At 69.7% G+C, this 14,602-nt stretch carries 18 protein-coding genes; 3 read left to right on the top strand and 15 right to left on the bottom strand.

Going from position 1 to position 14,602, the window contains the following annotated elements; genetic code table 11:
• Positions 1 to 47 precede the first annotated feature (47 nt).
• Entirely contained in the window at positions 48 to 389 is a 342-nt protein-coding gene (locus ACGFR9_RS06125) for a transposase (protein ID WP_393203387.1), read from the bottom strand.
• Here ACGFR9_RS06125 and ACGFR9_RS06120 point away from each other — a divergent pair.
• The gene (locus ACGFR9_RS06120) at positions 388 to 1,686 is read left to right on the top strand and encodes a hypothetical protein (RefSeq protein WP_393203385.1); all 1,299 of its coding nucleotides are present in this window, start codon (positions 388 to 390) and stop codon (positions 1,684 to 1,686) included. The genes ACGFR9_RS06125 and ACGFR9_RS06120 overlap by 2 nt on opposite strands.
• A 165-nt stretch (positions 1,687 to 1,851) precedes the next feature.
• On the opposite strand, the gene ACGFR9_RS06115 is transcribed toward ACGFR9_RS06120, so the two are convergent.
• Positions 1,852 to 2,352, bottom strand: coding sequence for an ATP-binding protein (locus ACGFR9_RS06115; RefSeq protein WP_393203383.1), 501 nt, complete (start codon positions 2,350 to 2,352; stop codon positions 1,852 to 1,854).
• 271 nt (positions 2,353 to 2,623) lie between these two features.
• Here ACGFR9_RS06115 and ACGFR9_RS06110 point away from each other — a divergent pair, with 271 nt between their 5' ends.
• The gene (locus ACGFR9_RS06110) at positions 2,624 to 3,475 is read left to right on the top strand and encodes a helix-turn-helix domain-containing protein (protein WP_393203381.1); all 852 of its coding nucleotides are present in this window, start codon (positions 2,624 to 2,626) and stop codon (positions 3,473 to 3,475) included.
• A 10-nt stretch (positions 3,476 to 3,485) separates the two neighbouring features.
• Positions 3,486 to 3,680: a hypothetical protein gene (locus ACGFR9_RS06105; RefSeq protein ID WP_393203379.1), complete on the top strand. Its 195-nt coding sequence runs from the start codon at positions 3,486 to 3,488 to the stop codon at positions 3,678 to 3,680.
• Positions 3,681 to 3,756: 76 nt separating this feature from the next.
• On the opposite strand, the gene ACGFR9_RS06100 is transcribed toward ACGFR9_RS06105, so the two are convergent.
• The 13 genes from ACGFR9_RS06100 to ACGFR9_RS06040 all read right to left on the bottom strand — a co-directional run bounded on the left by ACGFR9_RS06100 (position 3,757) and on the right by ACGFR9_RS06040 (position 14,600).
• Entirely contained in the window at positions 3,757 to 4,509 is a 753-nt protein-coding gene (locus ACGFR9_RS06100; RefSeq protein WP_393203377.1) for a hypothetical protein, read from the bottom strand.
• A 143-nt stretch (positions 4,510 to 4,652) separates the two neighbouring features.
• Positions 4,653 to 5,300: an OmpA family protein gene (locus tag ACGFR9_RS06095; RefSeq protein WP_393203375.1), complete on the bottom strand. Its 648-nt coding sequence runs from the start codon at positions 5,298 to 5,300 to the stop codon at positions 4,653 to 4,655.
• A gap of 8 nt (positions 5,301 to 5,308) precedes the next feature.
• Positions 5,309 to 5,890 carry a hypothetical protein gene (locus ACGFR9_RS06090; protein ID WP_393203373.1) on the bottom strand — a complete coding sequence of 194 codons (582 nt, stop codon included), beginning with the start codon at positions 5,888 to 5,890 and terminating at the stop codon, positions 5,309 to 5,311.
• 29 nt (positions 5,891 to 5,919) lie between these two features.
• Positions 5,920 to 6,549: a pilus assembly protein TadG-related protein gene (locus tag ACGFR9_RS06085; protein ID WP_393203371.1), complete on the bottom strand. Its 630-nt coding sequence runs from the start codon at positions 6,547 to 6,549 to the stop codon at positions 5,920 to 5,922.
• On the bottom strand, positions 6,546 to 6,779 hold the full coding sequence (locus ACGFR9_RS06080) for a hypothetical protein (RefSeq protein ID WP_393203369.1): 234 nt from the start codon (positions 6,777 to 6,779) through the stop codon (positions 6,546 to 6,548). Before ACGFR9_RS06080 ends, ACGFR9_RS06085 begins: the two co-directional genes overlap by 4 nt.
• Positions 6,780 to 6,939: 160 nt before the next feature.
• The gene (locus tag ACGFR9_RS06075) at positions 6,940 to 7,803 is read right to left on the bottom strand and encodes a response regulator (protein ID WP_393203367.1); all 864 of its coding nucleotides are present in this window, start codon (positions 7,801 to 7,803) and stop codon (positions 6,940 to 6,942) included.
• Positions 7,800 to 9,353: a histidine kinase gene (locus ACGFR9_RS06070; protein WP_393203365.1), complete on the bottom strand. Its 1,554-nt coding sequence runs from the start codon at positions 9,351 to 9,353 to the stop codon at positions 7,800 to 7,802. The genes ACGFR9_RS06075 and ACGFR9_RS06070 overlap by 4 nt, the downstream gene beginning before the upstream one ends.
• A gap of 16 nt (positions 9,354 to 9,369) precedes the next feature.
• Complete coding sequence (locus tag ACGFR9_RS06065) at positions 9,370 to 10,257, bottom strand: DUF5936 domain-containing protein (protein ID WP_393203363.1); 888 nt, start codon at positions 10,255 to 10,257, stop codon at positions 9,370 to 9,372.
• Positions 10,258 to 10,276: 19 nt separating this feature from the next.
• Complete coding sequence (locus ACGFR9_RS06060; RefSeq protein ID WP_393203361.1) at positions 10,277 to 11,221, bottom strand: type II secretion system F family protein; 945 nt, start codon at positions 11,219 to 11,221, stop codon at positions 10,277 to 10,279.
• 5 nt (positions 11,222 to 11,226) lie between these two features.
• Positions 11,227 to 12,564, bottom strand: coding sequence for a CpaF family protein (locus ACGFR9_RS06055; RefSeq protein ID WP_393203359.1), 1,338 nt, complete (start codon positions 12,562 to 12,564; stop codon positions 11,227 to 11,229).
• Positions 12,565 to 12,578: 14 nt separating this feature from the next.
• The gene (locus tag ACGFR9_RS06050) at positions 12,579 to 12,938 is read right to left on the bottom strand and encodes a TadE/TadG family type IV pilus assembly protein (protein WP_393203357.1); all 360 of its coding nucleotides are present in this window, start codon (positions 12,936 to 12,938) and stop codon (positions 12,579 to 12,581) included.
• Position 12,939: 1 nt separating this feature from the next.
• Entirely contained in the window at positions 12,940 to 13,350 is a 411-nt protein-coding gene (locus ACGFR9_RS06045) for a pilus assembly protein (RefSeq protein ID WP_393203355.1), read from the bottom strand.
• Positions 13,347 to 14,600 carry a CpaE family protein gene (locus ACGFR9_RS06040; RefSeq protein WP_393203353.1) on the bottom strand — a complete coding sequence of 418 codons (1,254 nt, stop codon included), beginning with the start codon at positions 14,598 to 14,600 and terminating at the stop codon, positions 13,347 to 13,349. The genes ACGFR9_RS06045 and ACGFR9_RS06040 overlap by 4 nt, the downstream gene beginning before the upstream one ends.
• Positions 14,601 to 14,602: the final 2 nt, after the last annotated feature.

The following is a 14,602-nucleotide window of genomic DNA, read 5'->3' as shown; positions in this document are numbered from 1 at the left end:
ACTGACAGGGTGTTCCGCGCGGATCTCGTCGACGAAGCGGTAGCGGATCACTGCCTCGTCTCCCGTGCGAAATAGGCGGCCGCCTTCTGCAGGATGTCGATGTCCTGCCGGGCATGCGCCAGCTCGTGGTTCCGCTCGGACAGCAGCCGGTCCAACTCGCGGACCTGCGCTTTCAGCGCTTCGACCTCCCGGCTCACCGCGGCGTCACCGCCGTCATTGCCGGCAGCCTTGCGCCTCCGGCCCAGCTCACGCTCCACCCAGGTGCCCAGCGTCGCTTCGTGGACGCCCAGCGACCGCGCGATGTCCGCAACCGGCCTCTCCGACGAGGAGAGCACCAGCTCGACCGCGTCCTTTTTGAACTCCTCCGGGTACTGCTTGCCACGAGCCATGGCAGACCACTTCCACCCGCAGGCCGCCACGCGACCTGCCGTTCAGGTGTCGGCATCGAAGGGGTCACTTCACTTCGTCTTCGACCCCAACCGCCCCAGCACCCCGCCCGGAGTAACCTCAGGCCACTTCCCTGACGGCACCAACGGCTGGCCTTCCCAGACCGGCAGCGTCCGCACGGAGGGCACCTTCAGCTTTACGAGCGGCGGCGTCGCGGACGTCGCCAAGTACGAATACTGGAGCGACTGGGACGCCTCCCGCCGGACCGCCACCCCCAGCACGGCGGGAGGCGCAGTCTCAGTGAAACTGACGCCCACAGTCGCCGGCGCAAACCAGCTCTACGTTCGCAGCCTCGACAAGGCCGGCAACTACTCCGACACCACCACCTACCTGTTCTATGCCAACGGCCCCACGACGCCTGACGAGCCCGGCGACCTCAACGGCGACGGCAACGCCGATTTGTGGGCGGTCGATCAGTCAGGCACCCTGTTCCCCTTCTTCGGGGCCGGTGACGGCACCGTATCCAAGGCCGCATTCAGATCCACCGCCCTCGACCTCACCGGCGCAAGCATCACTCACCGGGGCGACTGGACCGACGACGGATACGAAGACCTCATCGCGCTGCGCCACGACACCGCGCTAGGCGTCAAGCGCCTGTGGCTGTATCCGAACAACGGCTTCGGATACGCCTGCTCCGCCTGCGAGAACGGCCCCGAACAACAGGAACTCACCACGTACGATCCCGCCAACAACCACTGGAGCAATGCGGACCAGATCCTGGCCATCGGCGACGTCGACGGACCCCTCGACGCTGACGGAGACGGCACTCCCGACATTCCTGGCTACCCAGACCTCCTGGTCAAGGAAGGAGACCTGCTCTGGCTGTTCTTCGGTGCACCGGACAATCACCTGGACTCGAACCGAGAACCGATACTGATCGGTCCCGACGGGTGGAACACCATGGATCTGCTCGCAACCGGCGACACGAACGCCGACGGCCGCGTCGACCTCGGAGCCCGCGACCGCACCACCGGTGATCTCTACGTCTTCCGTGGTTCAGGAGATCACGGCGACGGCTTGGCAGATCAGTCCGCCAAGGTACTCTCCGGCCTCAACTTCTCCACAGCCGGAGTTCCCTTGATCACCTCCCCCGGCGACGCAGACCACAGCGGCAGGTACTTCACTGCCTGGTTCATCCGCAACGACAACGCAGTGTGGAGCTACACCAAGCTCGGCAGCGGGGTTGGAACCATGAGCAAGGTCAGCGACGGCTGGGCCGGCTACCAAGCCATCAGCTGACACAGCCGATTCTGTTTGGCCCGGCCTCATCGGGCCAAACAGGCAGGGCAAACGGCCCTACACGCACTATTGCCTGGGTCATCGACCAGCCCCAGGATGCCGCTCAACACAACAACGCGTCGAGCGCGCCGAGCCGGGCCGTGGACCCGTCTCCGCAGTCGTCGTTCAGTGGCCTCGCGAAGACTCCTCCGCGTACGCCCGCGCTCCCTCCCTGGGCAGGACTGCCCACATGCGCGTTCCTCCGCCCGGTTCCCTCGCGTCGCCGAAGCCCCAGTCGCCGGCGCACGCCTTCACCACACAAGCCAGCAGTCGGAGCGCGGCTCGGCGGCGGGTGTCGCAGGCCGTGGCGAGACGGGGGTGCGTGTGGCGGGGGTGTGCGTCGTAGAGGGTCACACGGAGGGCTTCGTCGCGATAGCGGAGTGAGACGTACAACTCCGTGGTGGGGGCCAGGCGGTAGGCACAGGCGGTGAGTTCGCCCAGGGCCTGGATCGCGGCGTCCGTCATGTCCTCCAGGCCGTGGGCCCGCAGGATCGTCCGGGTCGCGGCGCGGGCGATCGCGGGGCTTTGCGGGGCGGCGGGCAGCGTGAAGCTGTAGGAGAGCGTGCCGGGGTTCGGCGGGGCGGGTGACAGGTCGGCGATCGGGCAGAGGCCGGAGGTCGCGGGCATGGACAACTCCTCACGAAAGCGGGTTGTTCGAGGCTCCGCCCGGTGGCTCGTCTCCCTGAACGCGAGCGCACCCTCTCCCAGGGCAGGAGAGTGCGGGCAGGCTCGCGCGATGCCGTTCCGGGTCGGCACGGGTCGTAGTCGACCTGTCGCCGACAGTAGAGCGATACGGTGGCACGTTGCCACTTACTCGCGGAATTTTCCACTCTTGTGGGTGGACCAACGGCGTGATTGCGGGGCAGACTTGCGCTGCGACTACGGGAGGTAGTGACACATGCCGCCGAGGGCGACGCCCACTGAGCGTCAGAAGCGACTGGGCGCGGAACTGCGCAAGATGCGCCTCGCGGCGGAGGCGTCCACGGAGTACGCCGCCGGCCTGCTCGGCATCGACCGGACAAAGATCTCCAACATCGAGGCGGGGGTCCGGACCATCACGCCCGAACGGCTCCGCACCCTGGCCTGCAATTACGACTGCCGCGACGAGGACTACATCAGCGCGCTGGCCGATATGGCGGAAGACCGTGCACGCGGCTGGTGGGACGTGTACCGCGGACAACTCCCGGCGGCGCTTCTGGACATCGCGGAGATGGAATGGAACGCACGGAAGGTACGTGCCGGTCTGACCCTGCACGTACCTGGCCTGTTGCAGACCGACGCGTACGCCCGCACGCTGTTCGCCTCCGCTCTGCCGGCACTTGCACCGGCCGAGGTCGAACTGCGGGTGGCGCATCGCATGCAGCGCCAGCAGGTGCTGTACCGCGACGTCCCGATCGAGTACATCGGATACGTGCACGAGGCCGCGCTGCGGGTCGAGTTCGGCGGCGCAAAGGTGATGCGGGCGCAACTCGACCGGCTCTGTGAGCTGTCCGAGCGCGAGAACATCGACGTACGCGTGATTCCGTTCAAGGCGGGTGCCTTCCCCGGCGCGGGACAGGCCTTGACGTACGTGGAGGCCGTGGTGCCCCAACTGGACACGGCGGAACTCGACTCGGCACATGGTCCCGAGTTTCTTCACGGTGCGTCACAGTTGGACAAGTACCGAGCACACCTGGACTGGATGGAGACCGCGTCGCTCACGGCGACCGCATCACGGGACTTCATGCGCAGCCTTGCCAGCCAACTCTGAGGAGTTCCTCATGACTGACATCACCTGGGAAGAACCGTTCTGCGCCGAGGGCGCCAACTGCTTCCGCATAGGTACCGACCCCGACGGCAACGCCTACATCGCCGTCGCCGGGCAGGAGGACACCCCGCTCACCGACAGCAGAGAGGCCCTGCGCTCGCTGATCCTGGAGATCAAGGCGGGCAAGGCCGACCATCTGCTCAGCTAGCCGTGCGGGGGAAGACCGGAGCGGGGTGCGGTAGGGGGCGGACCGCACTTCGCCCGGGGTGGCCGGCGGGCCTGGATCAGTTGCCCCCACCTCGCCTGCGCTCCGGCTCCTCGGCGCCACCGATCACGTCGCGTGTGTCCTGGCCCTTCCTGATCCCGTCCTCCGCTTTCCCACCTCCCCGGATGGCGTCCCGATCCTTCGAGCCGCCGGTGATTCCGTCGGCAGTACCGAAGCCACCGATGATCGCGCCACCGATCGCTCCGCCGCCGCCGATGATCGCCCCGCCGATCACCCCGCCGCCCCCGACGATCGCGCCGCCGATCACTCCACCGTCTCCGATCGGGCCTTCGCCGCTTCCCTCGCCTTCCCGCAGGCCGTCCCCGGGACCGGGCCCATGACCGGCCTCGGCGCCCGGGTCCTCTCGCCCCGCGCCACCTGGCACAGGTCCGGGACCGGAACCCAGCCCCGGCTCCTCCCCGGCGGCGTCTCCTCCGCCGTGGCCCCTGATCCCGCTCTCGTCGTTGCCGCTCTCGTCGTCATCGGGGAGGAGGTCGTCCAGGCCCGTACCCGACAGCGGCTCCCCGTTCAGGTCGCCGTCCGCCGGCACGTCCCGGCCGTCGCCGGAGGCCGGGCAGCCCCCGCCCGCGACCGCGCAGACCGCGGAGCCGATCCCTGCGTGGATCGGGCCGCCCACGCCGCTGAAGGCGAGCGTGGCGACGACCGCCGCGACGACCGCGATCAGACCCGCGTACTCCACCGCCGTCTGCCCCTCGTCCCGGCGTCGGCGGATCGATGTACGGGTCACCGTGCGCAGTTCGCTCTGGGACATGGCGGCTCCTCAACCCATCTGTGGGGTCCCGTACTTACCGGGCAGTACCACTCGATGGTAGGAAGCGCTTACGGCCGCGGCATGGGCCCGTGGACCCAAATCGGCGCACACCCCCGCACCACGGGCCATCCGTCGCTTTCGGGTCAGTTCGCCGTGCGGGGGAAGGTGATCTCGACCCTGCGGTTCTTCTTGCGGCCGGCCTCGGTGGAGTTGTCGGCGATCGGGAACTGCTCGCCGTATCCGCGTACCTCGTAGGTGATGTTCGCGTCGCTCAGCTCCTGGCCCAGGATGGCCTGTACGGCGTTGGCGCGCTGGCGGGACAGTACGTCGCCGTGGGCGGACGAGCCCAGGTTGTCGGTGAAGCCGAAGACGCGGACCTTCGACGCGTTCTGCGTCTTGATCTCGCCCGCGATCGCGGCGATACGGGCCTTCGCCGCCGCCCCGAGCTTCGCGCTGTCCTTGCCGAACAGCACCTCCGCCTGGAGCGCGAACGTCACGTCCGCGTTCGTGTCCTCCCGGCGCTCGTCACCGCTCTTGTCCTCCACGATCGCCTTGATGTCGAGCACCTTGGGCTCGGTGAGCGTGGCGCCCTCCGGGAGCTTGAGGTCGGGGTCGTTGGGGTCGACCTCGACGGGCGCCGACGCGGACGCCTCGGTTCCCGGCGGAACGCTGGGACCGTCGTCCGCCCGGGCCACCGCCGCGCCGTACAGGTTGGCGGCGACCATGAGCGTGGCGGCCGAGAGGACCAGGGCGAGGCGCGGAGGCGCCACACGGGTGGGGTTGCGAGTCATGGCCGGCCTCACCCGGAGATCTTGATCGTGCCGCTGGAGAACGTCGGCACCTGCAACGTCACGTCGGCCGCGTCGGTCGGAGGGGCGGGGAACTGCATGAACACCGGCAGGACCTGGCCTGCGTTGAGAGTGGTGAGGCCCGTCGTCGTCAGAGGGCGGCCGTCCGTGTCACGCAGCACGTAGTAGCGCTTCTTGCCCTTCGAGTCCACGAGGGTGGCACCGCCGAGCGAAGGACCGTGACTGACGACCTCGGTCTCGTCACCGCTCATCTGCGGTGGAACGGCCACCGCTTCCGCACCGTCGTTCTTGAGGTTCCCGCTCACGGTGACGAAGCCACCGGAATCCCGTGCGGCAGAGGTGATCTGGAGCAGCAGCCCGTCCGTGCCCTTGAGCTCGGCCAGCGGAGTCTCCTCCTGTCCTTCCTGAGCACTCGGCTGCGATCCGCCGCCCTCGGAAGCTGATGACGAAGGCTTCGGCTTCTCATCGTCGCCACCACCACCGCCGCAGCCCGCCATACCGAGAGCCAGGCCGGCCACAGCGGTCAACGCGACCATCCCCCTGCGGGCCTTGGCAGTGATCCGAATACTCATCGCTCCGCTTCCTTCATCACTCGTCGTCGCTAGTCAGTCGCCAGGTGGACTTCGAACAGGTCCTCGGGCTCGGGAAGGAGCTCGACCGGCCCCTCGGGGTCCAGCTCCCATCGCTCGCCGTCACAGGTGAGCAGGGGCAGTACGTCTTCTTCTTCCGCTGCTTCTTCTTCGGCAGCTTCTTCCTCGGCCGGGAGCTGGAAGGTACAGCGAGGTTCGATCACGGCGGTGGCGGACGCGTCGGACTTGCGCGTCTCCGTGTCTGGGACGATGGACTTGCCTACGGACTTGTTGGTCTCGACCTCGACCGTATAGGCGAGGAGTCCCACCGGATCACAGCCGAGTACGCGGGCGTCATTCCGCGCAGCGAGCTCGTACGCCCGCCCGCAGGTGGAACCGATGCCGTCGACCCTGCCGTTGAAGATGGCCTCCCACTTCTCCGGGTCGAGAAGATCCTGAACCCACCGGCCCGCGAGCGCGTCCCGGGTGTCCTGCGCCGCCGCGAGCGCCGCCGCGTCCGCGGCGGTCTGCGCGCCGTTCCGGTTCACCGCCGCCTGGCCGACCGCGAAGTACGCCAACGCGAGAAAAAGCAGGCCCCCCACCACCGTGATGTAGATGGGGAAGGCCTGCCCTGCGTCGCCGTACCGGCGGGATCGCGTCAAGGAGCGACCTTGGCGATCTGTGCGTTGATCTTTCCGAGGATCGTCTGACCGATGCTCGTGCCGGTGATCGCGAGCACGATCAGCACGACCACCGCGATGATCCCCAGGTACTCGACCGCGGTCTGCCCCTTGTCGGCGTTGCGGCGCCGCAGGGCCTCGACGGTCGTGTCCCTCCAGCCGCTCACGCGGACCTTGGTCGCGACGGCGGTCTTCATCATCAGGTCGCTCATGGTGTTCCCCTCCGGCTGACGCAACAGCGGCCTGGCTCACGGGACCGCTTTCGACATCCGCACCGTAGGGGTGGGAGCCCTGTCCCGCCGAGGGCCCCAGGGCCCAGTCCCGGGCCCAAAGGCGGGCCCATTTCCTCGTCCTCGCCGCAGTCACCGGAGGTCACCCCGTCCCTCGGTGCGAGCCCTGTGCCGTGCCCAGCCACTTCGCCGCGGCCTCGGAACGGCTCGTGCTGTGGAGCTTGGCGAAGATGCGGTTGATGTGGTTCTTGACCGTCTTCTCGCTGATGAAGCACGTGGCGGCGATCTGCTGGTTGGTCATGCCGGATGCGATGAGGTCCATGATCTCCGCCTCCCTCGCACTGAGTTGGAACGCCGACCGGTCGGGTGCGGCCGGACGGCCACCTGTCCACCCAGACGACGATCGTGCCATATCCGGTTGCAGTTGCGAAAGGTTTTCCGCAGAAGTAGATGAGGGTGAGATGTGGGATACGTCGACTCCGGTTTTTTCAGGTTGAGTTGGGTGGCTTGCACCCAACCCCTCCGGCAGCACTCCGGGCGGTCGCGGATTCTCCCGTAGTTGCGAGAGCAACGCCCCTGCTGCCGTGGGGGTGAAGTGGGGCCTGCCCTGTCCGATGTCGCGGATCGCCGAGACCAGTTGCTCCGCCGTGAACTCGCCGTGGACCAGGTAGCCGCCCGCTCCCCTGCGCAGGGCCTCCTGGACGATCTCCGACTCCCTGCTGTACGTCAGCATCACCACCGGAGCGATCCGTACCAGGTACGGAAGTGCCGAGATGCCGTCCACACCGGGCATACGGACGTCCAGCAGGACCACGTCGGGACGGTGGGCGTGGGCCGCCTCGTAGGCCGCGCGGCCGTCGGCCGCCTCCGCCACGACCGTGATGTCCTCCCGGCCGGTGAGTAGGGCGGTCAGGCCGGCGCGGACCACCGGGTTGTCGTCGGCCACCACGACCCGGAGCGGGGCCGGGGGCGGGACGTTCGCGAAGGGGTTCGGCGAGGTCGTCATGGGGTGGCCTCCGTGGGGGTCGTCACGGCCGCCAGCGGGAGTTCCAGGCGGACCTCGGTGCCTCGCGTATGCCCGCCCCGGCCCACCCGGATGCGGGCTCCGACGGAGGCCGCCCGCTCGACCATGCCGAGGAGGCCGAAGTGCCCCGCCCGGCGCAGTTGTTCGAGGTCGGTGCCGGGTGGGAGGCCGCTGCCGTCGTCGTACACGCTGATGCGGAGCAAATCACCGTGGACGCCGGCCTCGACGTCGACACGTGTCGGTCTCGCGTGGCGGTGGGCGTTCTCCATGGCCTCCGCGGCGATGGTGAGGAGTTGGCGGGCCACGGCGGGCGGGACGGGCGGGACCGCGTGCTCGCCGGTGGGGCGGTAGACCGCGGGGAGTCCGGTACGGGTGGCGAAGTCCCGCGTGCGGGCCGCCAGTTCCACGAGTACGTCCGTGCCCTGGTCCGGGTCGGACTCCCTGCGCAGGTCGGCCAGGAGTTCGCGGGATTCGGCGGCGGCTCTGCGGGCCGAGCGGGCTACCAGTTCCGCCTGTTGTCTCACCAGGGACGGGTTCGGGTGCGGGGCGTTCGCGGTTCCGGTCAGGCCGTCCGCTGCCAGGGCCACTCCGTGCAAGGTCTTGGCCACCGAGTCGTGCATCTCGCGTGCCAGGCGGGCGCGTTCGGCGCTGACCGCCTCCGTGACCGCCAGGCGGGCCTGGACGGTGCCGAGGGCCTGCGTCGCCGTGCCCAGGCGGAGCATCAGGTTGCGGAGGCTGGAGCCGACCGCGCCCGCGACCACGCAGAGGCCCGGGAGGATCAGGGTCTCCGCCGGGTTCGTACGGGGGTTGTCCAGGGCCGCGTAGACGAGAAGCAGGATCAGGCCCTGGAGGGAGGCGAAGACCGCCGCGCCTCGCCAGCCGTAAATCAGGCCGGCGAGGAGGGGGGTGCAGACGCTGACGTAGGCGAGGGTGGTGTCGGGGCCGGCGGAGATGAGGAGCAGGGCTCCGAAGAGGGTGTCCGCGGCGAGGAGGGTGGGGTGGCGGAGGAGGAGGGGGCCGAAGCGTTCCCAGTCCCTGAAGAGGACGTAGGAGGCCATGAAGGTGGCCACTACGGCGAGGGCGACCAGGCGGGTGCTCCAGCCTTCGGCGGCGTTGAGGAGGGCGGAGGGGGTCGCCAGGGCGATCATCGCGAGTCTGAAGCCGAATGCCTGCCGGCACAGGGCCTGGAGGGCGTTGACCTGGATTTGCACGTCCGGTGCGGGTTGTGGGGGGTGCATCCGGCCTTCGGCCGGATGCGGGTTCCCACCCGCACCACCCGTGCGGGTTTCGTCGTCAGGTGCGGGTCGCCCCTGTGGGGGGACTTCGCCGTCGGCGGCCGGCCGTCCCTGGTGGTGTGGCGCTTCCGCCGGTTCCCAGCCCGGCGGCAGTGCCGGGGTCGCCGAGGTCACCGGGATGTCCGGGGCGCCCGTTCTGGTGTGGGGCGGGAGGACCGTGCCGGTTGGCGGGGTGGTGATCTCCGACGGTTTCGCGGCGCGGCGGAACAGACCCGCACGGTCCCTCGTCGTCGTCATCGCGCCCGCCCCCGCCCTACTCGCCCGTGACCGCGCCGAAGTCGATGCCGGAGCCGAGGATCAGGCCGGCGCCGAGGAGGATCATCGTGGCCGGGACCATGAACGTGGTGATCATCATGGTGGCCTTGGGCACCGCGCGGGCCGCCTTCCGGCGGGCGTTCTGCGCGTCCGTACGGCGCATGTCCTTGGCCAGGGAAACCAGCGTCTCCACGATCGGCGCACCCAGCTCCTCACCCTGCTGCAGCGCCGACACGAACATCGCCACCTGCTCCGAGTCATTGCGCCGGCGCAGCTCCGTGAAAGCCTGCCTGCGGCTCATGCCGAGGTCCATCTGGCGCAGCGTGATGCGGAGTTCGTCCGCCCACGGGCCCTCGTACTTCTGCGACACCCGGTCCAGGGCCTGCCGGAAGCCCAGACCCGCGCTCACCACCACCGCCAGCACGTCCAGGAAGTCCGGCAGCGTCCGCTCGATGACGTCCCGGCGGACGCGGATCGCCGACCAGATACCGACCTCCGTCCAGAACGCTCCGAAGGCGAGCAGCAGCAGGGCCATGAAAGGCTGGCCGCGCATCAGGAACACCAGGCAGCCCACGACGCCCAGGAAGCCGTACACCGCGCGCCGGGCCGCGTAACGGTCGATGGTGAGGCCGCCGGGGTTGCCCGCCAGGTCGATCTTGCGGCGGTACCTGGCGACCTGCTTGGGTCCCATGATCCGCAGCACGGCGGGCGCGTACCGCATGCCCATACGGTCGACGAGGGAGTCGACCGCGCCCGTGCGGGTGGAACCGACCTCCAGGGCGAGGACCAGGTCGGTGGGGAGTTTCACCTCCGCCCGGTACATACGGACGCCGGCGAAGACGCCGTAGACGGCGAGGCCCATCAGGAGGGCCAGCAGCAGTGCCATGTCGGTCGGCCTCCTTCGCTCAGACGTCGATACGGGACAGGCGGCGGATGAGGACGAAGCCGACGGCGTAGAGGCCGAACGCGGTGATCACCGCGAGCTGACCGGCCGGGGAGCCGGTCATCCGGTCCAGGGCGCCGTCCTTCACGCCGTTCATCAGGAACAACGCGCCGACGCCCAGCACCGGCACGGCGTACGACGTCATGCTGACCTGCGAGAGCTGTGTACGGACCTCGCGTCGGGTCTCCTTCCGCTCCTCCAGCGTCTCCGTGAGGTTCCGCAGTGCGCTCACCACCTGGCCGCCCGCCCGGTTGGAGAGCACCAGGGTGGTGACCAGGACGACGAGTTCGCGGGACGGGAGACGGTCGGCGAGTTCGCCGAGGGCGTCGTCCATGGACGCGCCGACCGCCAGCTGGTTCGCCACCTTGGACAGTTCCTCGCCCGCCGGGGCCTCCAGCTCCTCCGCCGCCATGCCGATGGCGGTACGCAGGGCGAGGCCGGCCTGGGTGGCGTTGGCGAGGATGCGGGACAGTTCCGGGAGCTGGTTGATGAACTTCTCGATGCGTTTCTGCCGCTGCCAGTTGAGGAACTGCAGCGCCGCCCAGATGCCGAGCAGTCCGGCGATCGGGCCGAAGAAGGGTGCGAGGGTGGCCTGGCCGATGAGCCACAGGCCGGCGACGGTGGCGAGCATGTAGACGAAGAACTCGCCCGGGGTGATGTCCAGTCCGGTGGCAGCCAGGCGCAGTTCGAGTTTCCTGCCGGGTTCGGTGCGGCGCAGGCGGCGGTCCAGGGTGGGGAAGTGACGCCGGCGGCCGGTGACGGGGATCTGGCCGGTGGCCGACAGCCGGTCCACCAGTGCCTGCCGCTGTGCCCTGCCGGTGGCGTACGTGTGCACGCCGACAACCGCGAGGACACACGTCAGCAGCGTGATGCCGGTGGTCAGCGTGATCAGGTTCCGCAGCTCCATGGGGACTACCTGGCTTCTCGGGTGGCGAGCTGGTCGAAGGACTGGGCGACGCCGAACGCCGGGGGGACGGGCTGGCTCGCCATGTACAGGCGGTCGGCGGTGCGGCGCGGCAGGGGGTGGTGCTCGTAGGCGCCGTGGACACGGCCGTCGGCGGTCATCGGGCGGGCGTGGAAGCGGGCCACGGTGGCCAGCCGGTACGGTTCCCCGCCGTGGCTCTCCAGCAGGGCGACCTCGGTGATACGGCGGGCGCCGTCGGCGAAACGGGTGAGCTGGACGATGACGTCGACGGCGCTGTTGATCTGGTCGTGCAGGGCGACGAAGGGGATCTCCACGTCCGACATGGAGGCGAGGGTCTGCAGGCGCATCAGCGCGTCCTCGGCGCTGTTGGCGTGGACAGTGGCGAGGGAGCCGTCGTGGCCGGTCGACATCGCCTGGAGCATGTCCAGGGACTCGCCGCCGCGGACCTCACCGACGACGATGCGGTCGGGGCGCATCCGCAGGGAGTTGCGGACCAGATCGCGGATGGTGACCTTGCCCTTGCCCTCGACGTTCGGCGGGCGCGACTCCAGACGGATGACGTGCGGCTGCTGGAGCTGGAGTTCGGCGGAGTCCTCGATGGTGATGATGCGTTCGCCCTCGGGGATCAGACCGGAGAGGGCGTTCAGCAGGGTCGTCTTCCCGGTGCCGGTCGCGCCGGACACGATGATGTTGAAGCGGGCCTGCACCAGTCCGGCGAGCAGATACAGCATGTGCTCGTCGAGGGAGCCGAGGCCGATCAGTTCCTGGAGGGTGAAGGAGCGCGGGAAGCGGCGGATGGTGAGGGTGGCGCCGGTCAGGGAGAGCGGCGGGATGATGACGTTGACGCGCTCGCCGGAGGGGAGGCGGGCGTCGACCATGGGGTTGGACTCGTCGACGCGGCGGTTGACGGTGGAGACGATGCGTTCGATCGTCTGCATCAGCTGGTCGTTGGAGGCGAAACGGATCGGGAGCTGTTCCACTCTGCCGCCGCGCTCCACGAAGATCGCGTCGGGGCCGTTCACCATGATCTCGGTGATGGACGCGTCCTCGAGGAGCGGTTCGAGGATGCCGAGGCCCAGTGCCTCGTCGACGACCCTGCGGATCAGCTGGGAGCGCTCGGCGGTCGACAGGACCGGGCCCTCGCGGCTGATGATGTGCCCGAGGACACGCTCCAGCCGGGCCCGGCGCTCGGCCGCCGCCAGCGAACTCATCTCGGCGAGGTCGATCTCCTCGAGGAGCTTGGCCCGGTAGGAGGCGACCAGATGGCCGTCCTCACCCCGGCCGGCCTTCTCCTCGGGGGAGTTGATGCGTGCCCGCAGGCTCATGGGTCGCGTGCTCCTCAGTGGTCTCGCGGCATCGTGGCGGACTTCCGGACGGGGTCGAAGTTCCAGCCCGGCACGATCGAGGGGATGTCGACCGTGGCGGAGACGGTGATCTCGTCGCCTCCCGAGGAGCCCTCGCAGGACGTGCCGTCGGCGAGCCAGGTGCTGACGGCGGCCCTGCACGTGGTGCCGTACGCCTCCCCCAGTGACGCGCTGCGCGCCCCGGCGCGGGCCGCCGTGCCGGCCTGCTGGGCGGTGTAGGCGACCAGGCCGAGCTGTACGGCGGCCATGGCGACGATGAGCAGGATCGGCAGGAAGCCCAGGTACTCCAGCGCCACTTGGCCCCGGTCACGGGGACGGCGGGATACGTACGGCATGTCAGTCCCTCTCCTCCTCGACCGCGCCCGCGTGTCCCTTCACCTCGAGGGGGAGGGAGACCACGCCGGGGAAGAGGAGGGGGACGGCCAGTCTCACGTCGGCGGTGACGAAGCCGCCCGAGGTCGTGCAGTTCACGGTCGCCCCCTCCGCCCACGCCTGTGACAGCTTGTCCCGTCCCGCCGCCTGGCAGGCGCCCTGGCGTGCGCCGGGTGGCGCCGCCGTGGCCTGCCGTACGGCCTCGTCCGCAGCATTCCCCGCGAGAGTGAACGCGTACCCCACCAGGACGAGCTGCCACAGCACCACCAGGGTCACGAGGATCGTGGGGGTCATACCGAGGAACTCGATGGTGACCTGGCCCCGGTCGCCGAGACGGCCGCGGCCTCGCGCGGGCAATACGGCCTTCATGGTCATCCCCCCGAGTCCCTGCGCCGCCGGAAGCTCACCGACCCCCGGTCGCCGCGCGGCCGGCCGGTGCGCCGGTCGACCTGGACGGCCCTGATCAGGCCGAGTTCGCCGGCCAGACCCCACAGGGCCTGTTTCACGGTGCTCTTGTTCTCCAGTTCGTGCACGCGGCCCGCGTCCACCACGGCCTGGAGTTCCTTGAAGTGGGCCGGGATCACGGTGGCGGCGACGGCCGTGCCGGTGATCTTCCGGATGAGCGGGGGCTGGATCTCCGTGGAGCGGGTGTGCCGGTTGACGACCACGGTGGTCTCCTCGGCCTTGCGGATCTGCAGCCGGTCCCACATCCGCACCGCCCGCTTGGCCCCCCGTACGGCGACGACGTCGGGCGTGGTGACCAGCAGGGCCGTGTCGGCCATCTCCACGGCGGCCGCGCCGGCGCCGCCGAGCTGGGCGCCGCAGTCGATGACGACGACCTCGTACCGTGAGCGCAGGGCGCTGACGATCTGGCGGGCGGAGCGGTCGCTGACCTCCTCGCCGCGTTCGCCCTCGCCGGGGGCGAGCAGCAGGGCGAGCCCGGTGTCGTGCCGGAAGACGGCGTCGGCGAGGACGCGCGGGGAGATGTCGGTGATGGCGGCGAGGTCGACGACGGAGCGGCGGAACTGGACGTCCAGATAGGCGGCGACGTCCCCGGTCTGCAGGTCCATGTCCAGCAGTGCCGTGGTGCGGCCGGAGGCCTGGGCGGCGAGGGCGAGCTGGATGGCGGTGAGGGTGGCGCCGACGCCGCCCTTGGCGCCGCTGACGGTGACGACGGTGCCGCCGACACCGGTGAACACGTCGCCGCCGGACCCGAGATGGCGTCGTACGCCGACGGACCACTGGGCGACGGCCTGGACGCGGCTGGCGAGTTCCTCGTAGCTGAGCGGGAGGGCGACCACGCCGCGGGCGCCGTAGTCCATGGCGGCCTGGAAGAGGCCGGGGCTCGGATCGGAGGTGACGAGGATGACGCCGACGGCGGGGAAGCGCAGGGCGACCTCGCGGATCAGCTCCAGGGCGGGGACGGGGCCGATGCGTTCGTGCACGACGACGACCTCGGGCAGTTCGTCGACGGACTCGGCGGCCAGGCGCGCGAGGGTGTCGACGAGCTGGGTGGAGTCGACGACCGGGGCCACCGGCTCGGCGTCCGGGAGCTGGCTGAGCAGTGTGGTGAGGGACCGGACCGCGTCCGCGTCGCCGACTGCCGGCAGGATCCTCGTGGGCATGC

This window comes from Streptomyces sp. NPDC048584 (assembly GCF_043199595.1).
GTDB classification, from domain to species: Bacteria; Actinomycetota; Actinomycetes; order Streptomycetales; family Streptomycetaceae; genus Streptomyces; species Streptomyces edwardsiae.
This window is presented reverse-complemented; position numbering and strand designations above follow the sequence as displayed.